Source organism: Micromonospora lupini, from assembly GCF_026342015.1.
Classification (GTDB): domain Bacteria; phylum Actinomycetota; class Actinomycetes; order Mycobacteriales; family Micromonosporaceae; genus Micromonospora; species Micromonospora lupini_B.
Genome location: NZ_JAPENL010000001.1, coordinates 2758287 through 2772950, shown reverse-complemented (window position 1 = coordinate 2772950; position 14664 = coordinate 2758287). Strand labels below are relative to the sequence as shown.

18 protein-coding genes are annotated in these 14664 nt (G+C 70.2%); 2 read left to right on the top strand and 16 right to left on the bottom strand.

Features of this window, described 5'->3' with window-relative positions:
• The 8 genes from OOJ91_RS12340 to OOJ91_RS12305 all read right to left on the bottom strand — a co-directional run bounded on the left by OOJ91_RS12340 (window position 1) and on the right by OOJ91_RS12305 (window position 6878).
• Window positions 1–273: a hypothetical protein gene (locus OOJ91_RS12340; RefSeq protein ID WP_266244747.1), complete on the bottom strand. Its 273-nt coding sequence runs from the start codon at window positions 271–273 to the stop codon at window positions 1–3.
• The gene (locus OOJ91_RS12335; RefSeq protein WP_266244746.1) at window positions 270–644 is read right to left on the bottom strand and encodes a hypothetical protein; all 375 of its coding nucleotides are present in this window, start codon (window positions 642–644) and stop codon (window positions 270–272) included. The genes OOJ91_RS12340 and OOJ91_RS12335 overlap by 4 nt, the downstream gene beginning before the upstream one ends.
• The gene (locus OOJ91_RS12330; RefSeq protein ID WP_266244745.1) at window positions 644–4504 is read right to left on the bottom strand and encodes a hypothetical protein; all 3861 of its coding nucleotides are present in this window, start codon (window positions 4502–4504) and stop codon (window positions 644–646) included. The genes OOJ91_RS12335 and OOJ91_RS12330 overlap by 1 nt, the downstream gene beginning before the upstream one ends.
• A 206-nt stretch (window positions 4505–4710) precedes the next feature.
• The gene (locus OOJ91_RS12325) at window positions 4711–5187 is read right to left on the bottom strand and encodes a hypothetical protein (RefSeq protein WP_266244744.1); all 477 of its coding nucleotides are present in this window, start codon (window positions 5185–5187) and stop codon (window positions 4711–4713) included.
• Window positions 5184–5363 carry a hypothetical protein gene (locus OOJ91_RS12320; protein WP_266244743.1) on the bottom strand — a complete coding sequence of 60 codons (180 nt, stop codon included), beginning with the start codon at window positions 5361–5363 and terminating at the stop codon, window positions 5184–5186. Before OOJ91_RS12320 ends, OOJ91_RS12325 begins: the two co-directional genes overlap by 4 nt.
• A complete protein-coding gene (locus tag OOJ91_RS12315) occupies window positions 5356–5934 on the bottom strand; it encodes a hypothetical protein (protein ID WP_266244742.1) in 579 nt (192 codons plus the stop codon). Before OOJ91_RS12315 ends, OOJ91_RS12320 begins: the two co-directional genes overlap by 8 nt.
• Window positions 5935–6001: 67 nt before the next feature.
• Window positions 6002–6424, bottom strand: a complete 423-nt coding sequence (locus tag OOJ91_RS12310; RefSeq protein WP_266244741.1) for a hypothetical protein — start codon at window positions 6422–6424, stop codon at window positions 6002–6004.
• 22 nt (window positions 6425–6446) lie between these two features.
• Window positions 6447–6878, bottom strand: a complete 432-nt coding sequence (locus OOJ91_RS12305; RefSeq protein ID WP_266244740.1) for a hypothetical protein — start codon at window positions 6876–6878, stop codon at window positions 6447–6449.
• Window positions 6879–6951: 73 nt separating this feature from the next.
• Between OOJ91_RS12305 and OOJ91_RS12300 the strand changes: the two genes are divergently transcribed.
• Together OOJ91_RS12300 and OOJ91_RS12295 are read left to right on the top strand one after the other, a co-directional pair.
• Window positions 6952–7284: a PadR family transcriptional regulator gene (locus tag OOJ91_RS12300; protein WP_266244739.1), complete on the top strand. Its 333-nt coding sequence runs from the start codon at window positions 6952–6954 to the stop codon at window positions 7282–7284.
• A complete protein-coding gene (locus OOJ91_RS12295) occupies window positions 7281–7835 on the top strand; it encodes a hypothetical protein (protein WP_266244738.1) in 555 nt (184 codons plus the stop codon). Before OOJ91_RS12300 ends, OOJ91_RS12295 begins: the two co-directional genes overlap by 4 nt.
• Before the next feature lie 10 nt (window positions 7836–7845).
• On the opposite strand, the gene OOJ91_RS12290 is transcribed toward OOJ91_RS12295, so the two are convergent.
• From OOJ91_RS12290 to OOJ91_RS12255, 8 genes are all read right to left on the bottom strand, one after another.
• Window positions 7846–8379, bottom strand: coding sequence for a hypothetical protein (locus OOJ91_RS12290; RefSeq protein WP_266244737.1), 534 nt, complete (start codon window positions 8377–8379; stop codon window positions 7846–7848).
• Between the two features lie 2 nt (window positions 8380–8381).
• Complete coding sequence (locus tag OOJ91_RS12285) at window positions 8382–8699, bottom strand: hypothetical protein (RefSeq protein ID WP_266244736.1); 318 nt, start codon at window positions 8697–8699, stop codon at window positions 8382–8384.
• Between the two features lie 33 nt (window positions 8700–8732).
• On the bottom strand, window positions 8733–9218 hold the full coding sequence (locus OOJ91_RS12280) for a hypothetical protein (RefSeq protein WP_266244735.1): 486 nt from the start codon (window positions 9216–9218) through the stop codon (window positions 8733–8735).
• A gap of 19 nt (window positions 9219–9237) precedes the next feature.
• Window positions 9238–10743: an SGNH/GDSL hydrolase family protein gene (locus OOJ91_RS12275; protein ID WP_266244734.1), complete on the bottom strand. Its 1506-nt coding sequence runs from the start codon at window positions 10741–10743 to the stop codon at window positions 9238–9240.
• 87 nt (window positions 10744–10830) lie between these two features.
• Complete coding sequence (locus OOJ91_RS12270; RefSeq protein WP_266244733.1) at window positions 10831–12537, bottom strand: SGNH/GDSL hydrolase family protein; 1707 nt, start codon at window positions 12535–12537, stop codon at window positions 10831–10833.
• Between the two features lie 147 nt (window positions 12538–12684).
• Window positions 12685–13197, bottom strand: coding sequence for a hypothetical protein (locus OOJ91_RS12265; protein ID WP_266244732.1), 513 nt, complete (start codon window positions 13195–13197; stop codon window positions 12685–12687).
• Between the two features lie 11 nt (window positions 13198–13208).
• Window positions 13209–14144 (bottom strand): phage major capsid protein, encoded by a 936-nt coding sequence (locus tag OOJ91_RS12260; RefSeq protein ID WP_266244731.1) that lies wholly within the window; start codon window positions 14142–14144, stop codon window positions 13209–13211.
• 158 nt (window positions 14145–14302) lie between these two features.
• Complete coding sequence (locus tag OOJ91_RS12255; RefSeq protein ID WP_266244730.1) at window positions 14303–14662, bottom strand: capsid cement protein; 360 nt, start codon at window positions 14660–14662, stop codon at window positions 14303–14305.
• Window positions 14663–14664: the final 2 nt, after the last annotated feature.

Here is a 14664-nt window from a genome sequence, read left to right as displayed (position 1 = left end):
TCAGCCTCCCGACTTGCTGTGAACGTCGCGGATGTGCACCCAGAACCGGCCGCCGTCGTCGACGGTCGTCCCGCAGTAGAAGCAGGTGAGCGTTGACCGGTCCGGGTTGCACCGCTCGCAGGTGCGGAACGTGCCGAGCTGTTGCAGCCCCGACGGGACCAGGGCGAACAGCGCGGCCTCGAACGCGTTCGACGACATGCAGGTGTCGCACCAGACCGACCTGACGTCCTCGGCAGCAGTGACCGCGCCGACCAGCTCAAACCGGGGGGTCATGCGCCCTCCACCCACGTCACGACCTGCACCGCTGTCGCCACGTCGTACAGGTCCCGTTCCGCCTTGTACTCGCGGATGTCCAGGTCGAACAGGACGCCGACGGCCCGCTGACCCCGGTAGTCGCGGTACATCACCTCCCGGCCCAGCCACTGCTCAAGCAGGTCCCGCTGGGCGGTGGTGACCCGACGCAGCGTGACGGTGATGATGTCGGTGACGCCGACCTGGCTGATGGACCGGCGCCGGCCGCCGCCGTAGGTGCGGTTCTCGCCCTGAACGGACTTGCGTCGCGCCCGGTCGGTGGAGAACGCGGCGACCGGCTCGCCGGTGCTCATCAGGTTGATCCACACGCGGGTGAGGTTGAGGGTTGCCATCAGCCCATCGCCCGCCCTCGTTGCAGGGCGCCGGATGCGGCCCCGTTGATCTCTTGGCCGACACCGGGGGCGACGGCCCGGACCGCGTCGGTGAGGGTGCGCAGCGCGACGAGGATCGTCGCGAGGAGGTTGGCGACGCGGTCCATGCTCGCCCCCGTCGACACATGCTCGGTACGGCCGGAGAGGTTGACGCCGACGGTCCCGGAGGGCCAGTCGCCGCCGCGGTCGTAGAGGCGGGCGGGCATGATCCCGCCGCCCTTCGCCGCCCAGTGGTCGTGCGCGTTGCCGCCTTGCCAGTTGTGCTGATTCCACACCGCGCCCGAATAGTGGTGCGGCTTGCCATTGTGCAGGTTGAATTCCTGCCACGGCGTGATCAGCTCCTTGGTGATTGCCCGGAAGTTCGTGAAGATGTGCTCGGCGACCGCCCGGATGGGCGGAACGTCGACCGCCCTGTTCGTCGAGTGGTACGACCGGCTACCGGTCAGGGTGATCGAGCCGGGTCGGAACCCGCTGAGCAGCTTCAAACCGGGGAACTTCGCGCGGAGGATCCGCATCATGCCGCCGGACCCGCCCAGCGGCGACGGGCCGAAGATGCCCGCCCCGCCGTCCTCACCGCCGGTGAAGAACGACTTCACCTTGTCGATGACCGTCCCGGCGACCTTGCGGGGTACCGCCGTGACGAGCCGACCGAACCCGGAGTCCTTACCGGGCACCAGATTCAGCACCTTGTCGACGACGGTCCGCATGGCCCCGGCCGGGTCGGTGAGCATGTTCCCGACGCCGGAGAGGACGTCGCCTGCCTTCTTCCGCGCGGCCGACGCGGCGCGGCCGAGCCGGTCGAGGATGCCGCCGTCGGCGTAGCCCTGGCCGAGGAAGCGTTGTACGGCGCTGACACCGCCGGAGCGGGCAGCTTGGTTGATTCCGTCGACCCAGCCCCGGCCGAGGGCCCGGGTGCCCTCGGGTCGGATGATCGCCTCACCGCCGGACAGGTCGAGTGCCCCGCCGGTCGGGCTGACGAACCGGTGGGTGTCGCGGCCGGGCGTGTAGCCGGGCAGGACACCGCCCCTCGCGAATCCCTTCGGGAGGCCGATCTCCTTGACCTCGTCGACGCCGAAGACCCGGGCCAACTTGTTGTAGTTCCGGATGATCGCCTCATTGAGGACGGTCTGTACGACGAACCGGACGGGGATCTTCGTCAGGTCGCGGATCTTCTCCCACGCCTTGCCGACTCCCTTGACACCGGCCTCGATCGCGGGGACGACGCTCTTACCGAGGAACCCGCCGAGGGCCTGGAAGACCGGCTTGATGCCGGACTCCCACATCGTCCGGATCGTGGCCGAGATCCCGGCGAAGACCGGCCGGATGACCCTGTCGTAGAACCAGGTGATCAGCGGTGCGAGGACCGTCTTGAAGTAGATCTGCCACAACCCGAAGACGACCTTGATGAGGGTCCAGGCGACCTGCACCGCGAGCGTCACCCGCTCGAAGGTGGGTTTGATGACCTCCCGGTACCACCACAGGAACATGGGGGCCATGACCTCGGTGACGTACCACTTCAGGGCCTCGAACACCGGCTTGATCACGTTCGACCAGGCGTAGGAGATCGCGACCTGGATCCCGGCCCACGCTTGCTGCACGATCGCCCGGAACCGGTCCGAGCTGTTGTATGCGACCACCAGGGCGGCGACGAGCGCGACGAGCGCGACGACCACAATGCCGATGGGGTTGGCGACCAAGGCCGCGTTGAGCAGCCACTGGACGCCGGCCCAAATCTGCGTCGTCGCCGCAGCGACCTTCTGCGCTCCGTTCCAGAGCACCGTGGCAGCGGCGGCGGCCTTCGCCACCGTGCTGAACACGAAGATCGCGCTCGCGATGGCCGAGACGCCGACGCCGATCCGTCCCAGGGTTTCGGGGGACATCCCGGCGAGCAGCCCGACCAGCATGTTGAGGCCGACCAGCGTGCCGGCACCGAACCCGGCGAGCCCGGCAACCAGCTTGCCGGCGAGGACGAACACGTTGCGGAAGAAGTTGAGGACGACCGGGCCGTTCTCGCGGACGTACGCGATGAACCCCTGGAAACCCTTGGAGTCGGAGAGCCCTTGCGCCCACTCCGAGAAGCTGGCGGTCAGCCCGACCAGCCCGGAGCCCATGTCCTTGTTCAGCGGAAGGAACGCCTGCAAGATCGCGGCCAGGCCGGTGACGATGTTGCCCGTGGCCTCGAACATGCCGTCGAGGGCAGGACCGGCCGTCTGATCGATCATGGTGAAGAAGCGCAGCCAGAACGGCGACTCCAACGCCTCCGACGCCCGCACCGCCATGTCACCGAGCCGGCCGGCGATCCGGCCGATGAAGCCTTCCACCCGGGGCAGGTACGGCAGCAGGTTCTCGATCGCCCGTTGCGCCCCGGGAAGCAGCCCTTCGGCGGCGGCGTCGCGCAGACCACGGGCCTCGTCGCGCAGCCCGTGCAGGAACTTCGCGAACCGCTGGCCGGCCGGTGACAACCCGGACATCGAGTCGCGGAGCTTGGTCATCGCCGCCGCGCCGGCCGTCCCGCTAGCGACGGTCGCGTCCCGCAGGGACCGCTGCGCGGAAACCAACTGCTGGGCGGCCTGCTGGATCTGGTAGAGGCCGTCGCGTTCCTGGCGCTGCTGGTCACGTCGGGCGTCCGCCAACGCCGTCTGGGCGTCACGGACCCGCTCATCGGCGTCCGCGATGCGTTGCCGGGCGGCCACGACCTCCCGCGACCCCTCGACGCCGGCCTTGACCGATTGGGCCTGCTCGGCGGCCATGTCCAGGCCGCGCCGCTTCAGGTCATCGAGTTGGAGGACTTCCCGCTCGTAGGTGATGCGGGCCTGCTCGCGTTGCGCTTCCGTGGCCTTCGGGTCCGCGATGACCTTGTCCAAGGCGGCCTTGGCCTCGGCGATGTCCAGGTTCGACTGCCGCTGGGCGAGCGCGTTCTCCTTGACCGACTGCGTCAGGTTCGCCAGCCGCTCTTGGGCCTCCCGACGGGCGTCGTTCAACTCCAAGGCGATGTCGCGGGCGTCCGCCTCGACGCGGTTGAGGTCCCGCTGGGCCTCGGCCACGCGGCGGGCCGAGGACGCGTTAGATTCGGCGACCTGCTCGCGGGTCCGCGCCAACGACTGCTCAGCCGAGCGGACCCCATCGGCGGCAGACGCGACCGCCGAGTGAGCCCGCGACAGGGTGGCGGCATCGGAGGATGCCGCTTTCTCCGCTGCACCCATCGCCTTGACCGCATCGGCGATCCCAACGAACGCGAGGATGCCGACGCCGAGGCCAGCGGTCGCCGCGATACCGGCCGTGCCGATCCCGGCGATCGCCGCGGCGGCAGCAGCGGCCACAGGGATGATCGCCGGGCCGAGTGCGACCCCGGCAGCGATCAACATGCCCATGCCGGTCAGGCCCCGGCCGGCGCCCCGGTTGAACGCGGACGAGAAGCCGTCTCCGGCCGCCGAGCCCTCGGCCGCGAACCGACCCCGGGCGTCGCGGAGCTTGCCGGCCGCGTCGCGGACGAACGCCCCGCCGAACCCGGCGCCGCCCGCCGAGCCCTCGGCGACGAACCGACCCCGCGCGTCGCGGAGCTTGCCCAGGGCGTCGCGGGTGAACTCGGTGCCGAAACGGCGGCCGGCGACCGTCCCAGCCCCATCGGTGGCGGACTCCGCGTCCCGGCGCAGCCCGGAGAACATGCCGCGGGCCTTCGCGGCGAGGGTCCGCCCGAAGGTTCCAGCGAAGGTACCGGCGGCCTTGTCACCGGACTGGCTCGCGTCTCGTTCGGTGTCCCGCTTGAAATCGCGGGTGTCGGCGCGGACCCGAACGAACGCCTCGGCGAGGGGGATAGCCATCGGGCACCCCCGTCCCCGACGTCACGCGCGGTGGAGTGCCTGGTTCAGCCGTCGGTCCGCGTCGTCCCACCCCCCGAGGGGGGCGTAGAGGGCGGCGTCGAAGTCCGACAGGGCTTGCTGGCGTTCCTTGCCGGTGGCCATGGCGAGGGCCTGCACGAGGTCGGCCCGCTGGTAGGCGTAGACGATGTTGCAGACCTGCCGGGGGGTCAGGCCGTCGAGCGGGCTTCCAGCAGCGCGGTGATCGACACCAGCTCCCCGGCACCCTCCGGCGGGGTGCGCCCCTCCGGCATGGAGGAGGAGGACTCCTTCGAGTTCTCCGATGTGGTCTGCGGCCCAGCCGAGGAGTCGGCGGGCCGCTGGGTAGGGCGGGCGGACAGTGTCTGGATGACGTCCTGGACGACCTGCATCAGCTCCGGCGCTTCGGCCTTCTTCTCGATCGCGTCGTTCTCGAACCTCGACCACTCGCCCGGGTCGATGCAGTCGCGGATGAGGGTGTACATGGCGGCCAGGCCCTCCATGTCGTCGGCGTCCGCCCCGGCCTTCGCGGTCATCGCGAACCGCATCAGCGGCATCAAGCCCACCTTGTCGGCGATGCGGTACTCCTCGCCGAGCATGGTGACCTTCTGGGCCCCGCCGACGATCTCGACGCCCTCGGAGCGGGCCTGCAACTCGTGCACGGTCACGACGGTTCACCCCCGCTGCTGTTGATGGTCGCGGCGAGCGCGGTCCCGATGACCGCGAGGGCCTGCCGCTCGGTGAAGCCCTCGTTGACGAGGGCGACGAACATCTGCCGGACACCGGACGCGAACTGGCGTAGGTCGGCGCTCGGCTCGACCGGCGGGCGGGCCGGGTTACCCACGGAGCGCCCCGGCGAAGATGTGGTGGAACGGGTTGCCATCGGCGGCCGGTTCCAGCCGGAACTCCACCGGCAGGCTGGCGTTGTCGGCGCCCTTGCGGCGGGCGATCGTGAGCGAGCCGACCTGGAACGCCTGCTCGGCGTAGAGCCTTTCGGTGAGGTCTTGCGACTCCCAGCCGATCATGCAGCGGACCTCTTGGCCCATGGCCGGGGGTGTGTACTCCGACCGGAGGGTCGCGCCGGAGCCCGACGTGATGATCGAGCCGCCGTTGAGTGCCCGCCGCAAGTTTTGCGCGTGGATCTGCATCATGTCGAAGGACATGCCGGCGGTGCGGCCGGTCGACACGGTGGCGATCGGGTCCAGGTACTCCGCGGCCTCGACCGGCTCGGTGGACACCTCGTACGAGAACTCGTGGCCCTCGCGGGTGACGCCGAGCAACGTCCAGCCGGTCCACGAGTCGGTGAAGATCGATCCGCCGACGGTGCAGGCGGGGATGGTGGTGCCGGGGGTGGCGTAGTAGAGCCACCCGGCGCCGAACGCCAGCGCGTTCTTGGGTGCGACGGCAGTAGGCATTGCGGTGTCCTCTCCCCGGCGCTACGCCGGGCAAGTTGGGGCAAAACAGGGGGAAGGGCCGGGGGCGCTACGCCGCCCGGAGGTAGAAATCGGCGTCGACGAGCAGCCGGGGGCCGGCCTGGTCGGGTAGCCAGGCGGGGCCGGAGATGCTGTCGGGGTCGACGACGAGGCACACCGCGCCGGTCATCGGCTGGCGGCGGCCGTCGAGGGTGAGCAGCGCGTTCGCGTACGCGATCGCCGCGGTGGTGGCGGCCTCCTTGGTGGGGCCGTAGATGGAGGCGGACACCCTGGCCCGGTGGTCGGGGTTCTCGACGCCCAGGGCGACGGAACCGGGCAACAGGCTGAGCAGGGCGTAGCAGCTCGACGCGGCGCCGCGCAGTGCGGTGAGGTGCGCGCCCTTCAACAGGGGGCGGCCGGGGCCGACGAGACTGCCGGTCAGGGAGTTGATCCAGCCGGCGACGGCGCGTTCGGCGTCCACGTAGGTGCCCACCCGGGGTCACCCCCTCTGGCGGCTACATCTCGTGGCGCAGCACGTCCAAGCTGGGCCGCAGGAACGGCTGCGCGTCAGTGCCGGGGTGGTGCACCTCAGGGCCGAACACCTGCCCGGTCTTGGGGTTGCGCAGCGGGTAGTTGCCCTTCGACTTGATCACGTGAGGGCGGGTGCCCAGCTCCACATCGAGCGGGTAGGCGTGGCCGTCGGGGGTGCGCGCGTCGGTACCGACGTCGACGTACAGGCCGAGGGTGTCCCGGCCGAGGTTCGAGCTGACGTGGTCGCGCATGTAGCCGGGCTCGCGGCCGTGAGAGCCGTCGGGGGAGACGGGGGCGGTGCGGCGTTGTTCGGCGGCGACCCGTTCACCCTTGCGGGCCATGTCCCGGCCGACAGGCCCTGACTCGGAGTGGAGGAGTCGTTCGGCTTCGCCGTAATTCCAGACGACCCGGGCCACGAGCATCACCCCCGCCGCGCCACTCAGGATGATCGATTCGCCAACTCTTATTTCACCTAGTATCGTTAAGTCCATGTCGGATGGACCCGTACGCATCACCGGGCCACTCCTGGCTGTCCTCAACGCCCTCCTCGATGCAGACGACAACGAGCTGCACGGCTGGGCCATCATGCGGACGACCGGGAAGTCAGGCCCCACGATCTACAAAATCCTCGAACGGCTCGACGAGTCGAAGTGGGTGACCTCCCGTTGGGAGGACGATGCCGAACCGGGCAAGCCCCGCCGTCGGTACTACCGCCTTACGCCGCACGGTGCGACCAGTGCCCGCGAACTGATCACCGCACGGCAGCCGAAGCCTGCACCGACGGTGCGTGCCCGGCTGGCCTTCGGCTGGTGTGAGGCGTGAACGGCTGGGAGATCGCGGCCAGCTTCGTCTTCGGACTGCTGGTCAACGAGATGACGGACCTCTCGCCGTGGGCTGCGCGACGACTGGTCCGCTGGGCGGCCTACCGGTGGACGACCGACCCGGACATCGCCGCCGGGTACGCAGAGGAGTGGACGGCGATCGTCGAGGAACGTCCCGGCAAGCTGCTCAAACTCCTGACGGCCGCGCAGTTCAGCCTGGGCGCAGCGGGTAGGGCGCTGCCCAGGGTGTGGGCGGCCGTTGGTGACAGCGCTACGCGGGTGGTCGCGGACGGGCTGGATATCCCGATGCGACCGGCGCGCGAGCTCTTGCCCGTCTTTGCTGTGGGGCTCCTGACCACGGGCATTACCGGCTTCGTTTCAGGGGCCGGACAAGGGGCGCTGGCACAGGCCATTCCGGTGGCGATCGCTGTTCCGATTTGGAGTGGCGTGACTTACCTCGCCCTGCGGGCGGTACATAGATCCGAGCGCGAGCGCTACAGAGGACGGATGGCCTTGCTCTGGCGGTCAGAGACGCCGCCTGACCCCCGGTAGTCGGCGAAGATCACGCGTGCCGCTCGGGTCCGAAGAGGTTGTCGTAGTCGGTAGTGGCGAGCTGCGGGATCGTTGAGTCCTCGGCCGTCTCCTTGGCCATGCCCCGCCATACCGCGTACGCCACCCAGTCCGCCTTGCGGGCACCCTGCCCAGGCCGCTCCACCCGCTCGGCCGGTTCGGCGAGCTGTGGGGCGGCCTGGGCGGCGGTGTTGTCCGGCATCGGGCTCTCCACCCTGACGGCGGTCGCGGACGGGTCGACCCCGCCGATCACCTCCGGCTCCTTCTCCGCGAGCTGGTTACGGTTCAGCTCGTCGATCTCCTGCTGCGACATGCCCTGCCCCAGCCAGTACGCCACCCAGTCGGGGCGGAGCGCATCCTTAGCGGGGCGGGGGATCACGTCGGGTCGGGCCGGCAGGACGTCCACGCCGACGGTGAGGCCCAGGTTCTCCACGGCGACGGTGTGGATGTCGTCGCCCGGGTTGTAGCCGCGCACCCCGTGCACGAAGATCGGCCGCTGCGCGATGTAGTCGGCGTTCGGTCGCATGGTCACATCCCCAGGACGTAGTAGGTGACTTCGTTGGCGGTGGCGTTGACGGCGATGGGCACCCGGCCGTTGGCGTCGGCGTACGTCGCCGGCACTCGGATACCGGCGACGGCTCCGGCGGCGACCGTGTGCACGCGGGATGCGACGGCGAGGCCGTCGAACTGCGCGCCGACGGTCAGGGTGACGGTGTGGGAGCCGGCGCCGGTGTTGCGGGCGACGACGACGCACCCGGCGGGCACGGTGTCGCCGCTCGTCGTACCGGTGCGGGGGGTGAGGGTCACGCCGGTGTTGGTGGGCAGCTCGGCGTTGAAGTCGGTCATTGGTGGGCTCGCTTTCGGTGTCCAGGACCGGGGTTACAGGAGGTTGTCGCCCCACGGGACGGGCGGCGGGAACGCGTACACGGGCAGCAGGTCGACGCTGTTGCCGTCACCACCACCGGCGGCGTCGTTCGCCGCGATCAGCCGACGCAGGTCGGCGTCCGCTGCGGCGTCGAGGGCGGCGGCGCGGGCCAAGTCGCCGTCGTCGCGGGGGTAGGCGCGCACGATCGCCGCTGCGGCGCGCAGGGCGGCCACTGACCGTGCCAGCGGCCACACCTGCTCGACGATCGCCCCGGTGGCGGCGAGCACCGACGGCCACGCCCCGTCGATGAGCCGCTGCGCCTGCTCCCCAGTCGGCGTGGTCCGGTGATTGAACGTGCCCAGGTACTCCTGGACGCCCGGGGTGACCGTGTCGACGGTCATATACGGGACGTGGTCGGCGACCGTCGCCAGCTCGGGCGCCCAGACCGGAGCCTCGTCGGGGATGATCGGCAGGTCATCGCCGCCCATGGGAACCGGCATGATCGGGCTTCCCTTCCGGTCAGGTCAGAGGTCCGACCGTCGCGCCGTTGATCCGCACGAACAGCCCGGCCGTGGTGGTCCACATGTCGCCGTCGACCGGGCTTGTTGGGGCGGCCCCGTGGGGAATGTTCAGCGGCGCTCGGGTCGTCGTGGACGCCGGCAACGGTAGGCCGAGGGTGTCGATGCGGGTCAGGTAGCCGCTGGTGGTGGCTGCCGGGAACACCGCCGACGTCGCCTGCCCCTTCAGTTCGAGGCTGCGGTCCCGCGACACCGTCGGATAGTCGGACAGGGGCACGATGCCGGGGATCACGACCCGGGCACCGATGGCCCGGCACATCGCGACGGCGCGTTCCAAGTCGGCGGCCATCTGCGTCCTGGTGAAGCCGCTGTAGATGTCGTTGACGCCGTACTCCAGCACCACGATGTCGGGGTTGGCGGGGGCGACGTCGGCGGCGAAGCGGGCCATCATCTGCACGAGCGTGTTACCGGAGATGCCGGCGTCGACGACGGTGGTGCCCGACCCGAGGCGGGTGGTCAGCTCGGCGCGGAACTCCTTGATGCACTCGGCGGTCCACGAGTCACCGAGCCACACGATCCTCGGGTTGGGCTCGAAGAACACGTACGTGTTGTCGGAACGGCGGGAGTTGGCCAGCCACCACCCGTAGGCGCGGGATCCGCCGACGGTGTCGAACGTGACGTGACTGGCGTTCGTCCAAACGGGGGCGACGGCGGCACCGGTGTTGAGGGCCGTGGCGACGGCCGGGGTGACGGTCAGCACTGACCCCGCCACCCCTGTGATCTTGAGGATTTGTTGTGACGCTGTGCCCTGGTTCGTCGCCAGCAGCACACCCGCCAACATGCCCGTCGCCGACGCTACGGTCAGCGTCGTCGCGCCCGCAGACGCGGGAGCGGTCAACGTTGTCGCCGTCGTCGCCTGACCGACCACGAACGGGTTACCGCCGAACAGGCCGTTGTAGACGTCCAGGTACTCGACCGTCTTGTCCTCGTCGGCCTTCGCCTCGATGGCAGCATCAAGGTCATCGACGCGGCCGTCCAACACCGCCAGTGAGCCCTCAACGGCGTCGACCAGGCCGCCCAACACTGCGTCGGCCGACTGCCGCGCCTGCTGCTCGGCGGTCACCGCGGCGACCCGCGCCTGCTGCTCGGCGGTGATCGCCGCCGCCCGCGCCGACTGTTCGGCCGCGATCTGCGCGACCCGGGCAAGCCGTTCCGACTCGACGCCCGACTCCGCTGTGCCGACCTTCGCCGCCAGCACATCAATCCGGTAGTCGACCCGCGAGTACAGAGGGATCGCCGGGCCGCCGTTGATGGACGTCCACACCGTGTCCGCGCCCACCGGGTACAGGACTAGGGGAATGCGGGAGTACGCGTCCACCATCACCGTCGACTCGGGGATCGGATCGCCCGTGAGGGTGAGCACGTCGGCCGGCGTGGAAAGCCCCTCGTCGAGGAACATCGGCACCGGGTAGCCGCGGGCGCGCGCCCGCCCATCGGGCAGATACACCACACGGCACGCCTCGTCGGGGCCGATTTGGCGGGGAATCAGATCGGGGGCTTGCCCTCCGGAAGGGATCGGCATCGCACACCCCCCTTACACGTCGGACGGCAAGTGCCCGAGGACACACACCACCCGGTCGACGTAGCATTCGTCGCTGCTGCCAGCGGTCCCGCCGATGATCGACAGGGTGGCGAAGTTCGCGGTCGCTGGAATCCGACCAGTCACGTACGCCCACACCCACCGGTCCCGGACCTGGAACAGCGTCCCTGATGCGGCCGTGGCGACACCTGTGTCCCCGGAGAGCTGGAGCCGGCCGCCGGTGTTCGACGAGGCGGCCGGCAGGTAGATGCGGGCCGCGCAGGTGATGACCTGCCCGCGCACCGAGTAGATGGGCAGCAGTTGGTAGATGGTGGCCAAGCCGGAGCCGGCGGCGGCGGCGATGCGCAGCGAGTAGCCGCTGCCCGACTCGTACGTGGTGGTGTTCTTGCTGAGGGTGGAGTTGAGGGCGGTCCATCCGGGCAGGGTGGGCGGCGACGTGAACGAGGAGAAGTCGCCGTTGACGAGCAAAGATCGGTTGCGGCGCAGCAGCGGCGACGGCACCCGGGGGCTCGGCGCGAGGTGCCGCTGATACCGGAACAGCGGCAGCAGCGCCGCCGCCGCCAACGCGGCCCCGTTCGTCGAACCGGACGTGGTGGGGGTGACACCATCACCGGCCAGGTAGGCGGCGGGTGTACCGACGCCCTGGTACGCCTCCAGGATTGGGCCATACGCGCAGCCCATGTCGGCAGCGATGTCCCGCCAAATTTGCGCCCGCAGCGTCGACAGCCCTGTCCGGGCGCCGACCGCGAGGTACGGGTTCTGCGACGTCACGATCACGTCGGCGGCCGAGCACGACACCTTCACCTGCGCCACCCAGCGGGTGAGCCGTTCCCGGGTGATCCGGTCCTGCTCGGCGTCGTTGGCGAACCCGCCGCCGCTGGCGGTCGCACCGTAGCCGTGCCCGAAGTGCGTGATGATCAGGTCGGGTTGCACGGCGGCGACTTGTGGATCCCAGGCGAAGAACGTGTGTTCCGGGTTCGTCGACGTGACCGCACCCTGATACCAGTTGATGTTGCCCGAGCCGGTGCCGGCGGTGATCGTCGACAGGGCCGGGTAGGCGGTGCCGTTCCACACGGTCTGCTTCAGCGTGCGGTGAGGGTAGAGGGCCTGCACCTGAGCGGCGAGCAGGTACGGCCACTGCCCGGCCCCGGCAGCGGCGCCGTCTCCCAGGACGAGCACCGTCACATCACCGACGTCGTCTTGCAGGCGGCGCAGCGTGGCCTGGATGTTCCCGCCGACACCCGTGTAGGTGGTGGGCAGGGCGGCGAGGGCTGCGGTGGTGGTGGACTGCCCTGACGTCAGCGACGTCTGTACGGCGTCCACCCGGTCGCTCAGCTCATCGTCGGCGGCTACCCGCGCGTCTCGTTCCTCGGCGACCAGGCCATCCTGGCCGGCCAGGTCCGCGACGAGGGCATCAAGGCGGCCGTCGAGACGCGCGAACAGGGGCGTCGGTGGGCCGCCTTGAATCGACGTCCACACCACGTCCTCGCCGTCCGGGTACAACACCAGCGGCACACGCGAGTACACGTCGACGTGCACCACCGATCCGGCGATGGTGTCGCCGTCAAGGGTCCGCACGTCGGCAGGTTCCGATAGGCCCTCATCGGTGAACAGGGGCACTGGGTAGCCCTGCGCGCGGGCGGTGCCATCGGGCAGGTAGACGGTGCGGTACGCCTCGTCTGGGCCAATCAAACGCGCCACGGAGGCTCCCTCCTTGGAAGCATGGATGGTGATCGCCCGGGTGAGAGGCTGCGGGGCTGGATTCGCCTGCGCGTGGCTGTATGCGAGCGGTGATCCGGCCGCCCCCGGCGTGGGGTTGCGGGGGTCGGCCGGACCAACCAGCAGTGGTCAGCTCTGGCGCTGCTTGACCAGGTCGAGCAGGTCCGGCTTCTCCGCGCGGGCGAGGTCGTCGTAGGAGCCGCCCTGGGCGACCAGGTACTCCACGAGGACGTCGGCGGACTGCCGGCCGTCGGGGGTCTTGCCGCCGAGGGCGGCCAGCTTCTCCCGGGCGACCCGGCGCCGCTCGGCCGTGTCGGCGGCGGACTTGTCCTCGTCCGACTGCTCACCCACGGGGGCGTCGTCGGCCGGGGTGTCCTGCTCCGGCTCGGCCGGGGCCAGCGCCCGCGACCCGTCCGGCGCCGGAACGACAATGCCGTCGGCGACCGCCGCCGGCTCACCGGCCGCGTTCACCCCGCCCGTCTCGTCGCCGCCCACCCGGGCGGCCATGCCGATGCTGAGCAGGTGCTTCAGCTCGGGGGCGTCGTCGGGGACGAGCGCGCCCTTGTGCATCAGCACCTTCGCCCGACCCAGCGCCGTGTTCGTGGAGATGTAGGCGCACTCGCCTACGAGCTGGTACGTCATGGTCAGCCGCCTCAGCCCAGGGTTCCGGTGCCGGTGAGGCGGATCGCCGCGCCCGGCTCCTGGACGACGGGGACGGTGATGCGGCGGGCCCAGATGTCCCAGGAGTCCCGCTCGTCGATGCGCTTGGTCTTGTACTGAAGGCCGTTGTCCATGGTCGCGTAGCCCGGGTCGACCTCGGTCTCGTCGGCCATGCCGCCGAGCTGGTCGGGGTCGAACACCCACACGTCGTCCGACGGCAGGTTGCTCGCGGGGGTGGCGATGATCCGGTACTTGCCCAGCGTCTCGATGTCTCCGCCGTAGATCGGGTTGTCCGACGTTTCGCGGCGGCGCAGCGCGGCGATCGCCGGGTCGGTGATCAGCAGCGCGTACTTGGTGGTGGACATGAGCACCGCGCGGGGGTTGTAGCCCTGGTTGAGGTCCACGACCTTCGCCGCCGCCAGCTCGACGTCCCGGAACAGGGCGGGGGTTGCGGCGTTCCAGTTCGCGGCGGCGGCGATGGAGCTGGTGACGGCCGACGCCACGGCGGCGGTCGCGAGGCGGTCGACCTTCTGGATGACCGAGTTCGCCGTCTTGATCAGGGCGCGGTTGACTTCCTGGCCCATGTAGACGGACCGCTTCAGCTTCTCATCGGTCAAGCCCACGGCCTGGCCCCACTTGCTGACTGCGGCGAGGGCGGCGGTGCCCTCGGGGGTGCTGTCCCGGGGGTACTCGGATCCCGGTGCGACGGACTCGACGGGCCGGGTGTTCATGATCGGCTCGGACTGTTCGAACGCGATCGCACCACCGGTGGTGCGGTAGCGGCCGGTGAGGATGCGGTCCGCGACGAACCGCAGCTCGGCGATGGTGCGCAGCCGGCGCTTCAGGTACGTCGGGTTCTGCAAGAGGCGGTGAACGGTGAGGAGGTCGCCGGCCAGCGTGGGGGCGGCCGGAGGGTATGCGCCCGGCATTCGGGTGGTCCTTCCAAAGTTGCCCGGCTGGCGGGCACGACGAAAAGGCCCGGCACGCGGAGTGCGTGGGGCCTTGGTGGTGTGCGGGTGAGGTTGTGGTGCGGGTGCGCGGACGCCCGCCGGTCAGAGGTGGCCGGCGGGCGTCAGGGCGGGGTGGGTCAGATCTCCATCCACTCCACGTCCGCTGTGTCTGCGGCCGTGGTGAGGGCGATGCCGACGTTGTTGACTCCGGCGGTGCCGGAGGCGACGGTGCCGGCGGCGCCGGTGTCGACGCGGGCTGCGGCGGTGATCGCGCCGGACGCCTTCGAGATGTGGATCTTGCCTCGGGGGTGGAAGCTGCCCCGCGCGTTCGCGGCCACGTCATGCGCGGCCGTACCCACGCAGGCGGGGCTGCCGGCCGTGGCCGGACCGACCGTGCCGTTACCGGTCACCATGATCGTCTGACCGCCGGTGGTGTTCGCGGAGAACGTCGCGGTGGCCTGGTCGCTGTACAGGAACTTCGGCTCGTAAGCGCCCATGA

Coding starts and splice junctions, on each gene's coding strand:
- OOJ91_RS12340 (WP_266244747.1), bottom strand. CDS start 273: ATGACCCCCCGGTTTGAGCTGGTCGGCGCGGTCACTGCTGCCGAGGAC.
- OOJ91_RS12335 (WP_266244746.1), bottom strand. CDS start 644: ATGGCAACCCTCAACCTCACCCGCGTGTGGATCAACCTGATGAGCACC.
- OOJ91_RS12330 (WP_266244745.1), bottom strand. CDS start 4,504: ATGGCTATCCCCCTCGCCGAGGCGTTCGTTCGGGTCCGCGCCGACACC.
- OOJ91_RS12315 (WP_266244742.1), bottom strand. CDS start 5,934: ATGCCTACTGCCGTCGCACCCAAGAACGCGCTGGCGTTCGGCGCCGGG.
- OOJ91_RS12300 (WP_266244739.1), top strand. CDS start 6,952: ATGTCGGATGGACCCGTACGCATCACCGGGCCACTCCTGGCTGTCCTC.
- OOJ91_RS12290 (WP_266244737.1), bottom strand. CDS start 8,379: ATGCGACCGAACGCCGACTACATCGCGCAGCGGCCGATCTTCGTGCAC.
- OOJ91_RS12285 (WP_266244736.1), bottom strand. CDS start 8,699: ATGACCGACTTCAACGCCGAGCTGCCCACCAACACCGGCGTGACCCTC.
- OOJ91_RS12280 (WP_266244735.1), bottom strand. CDS start 9,218: ATGCCGGTTCCCATGGGCGGCGATGACCTGCCGATCATCCCCGACGAG.
- OOJ91_RS12265 (WP_266244732.1), bottom strand. CDS start 13,197: ATGACGTACCAGCTCGTAGGCGAGTGCGCCTACATCTCCACGAACACG.
- OOJ91_RS12260 (WP_266244731.1), bottom strand. CDS start 14,144: ATGCCGGGCGCATACCCTCCGGCCGCCCCCACGCTGGCCGGCGACCTC.
- OOJ91_RS12255 (WP_266244730.1), bottom strand. CDS start 14,662: ATGGGCGCTTACGAGCCGAAGTTCCTGTACAGCGACCAGGCCACCGCG.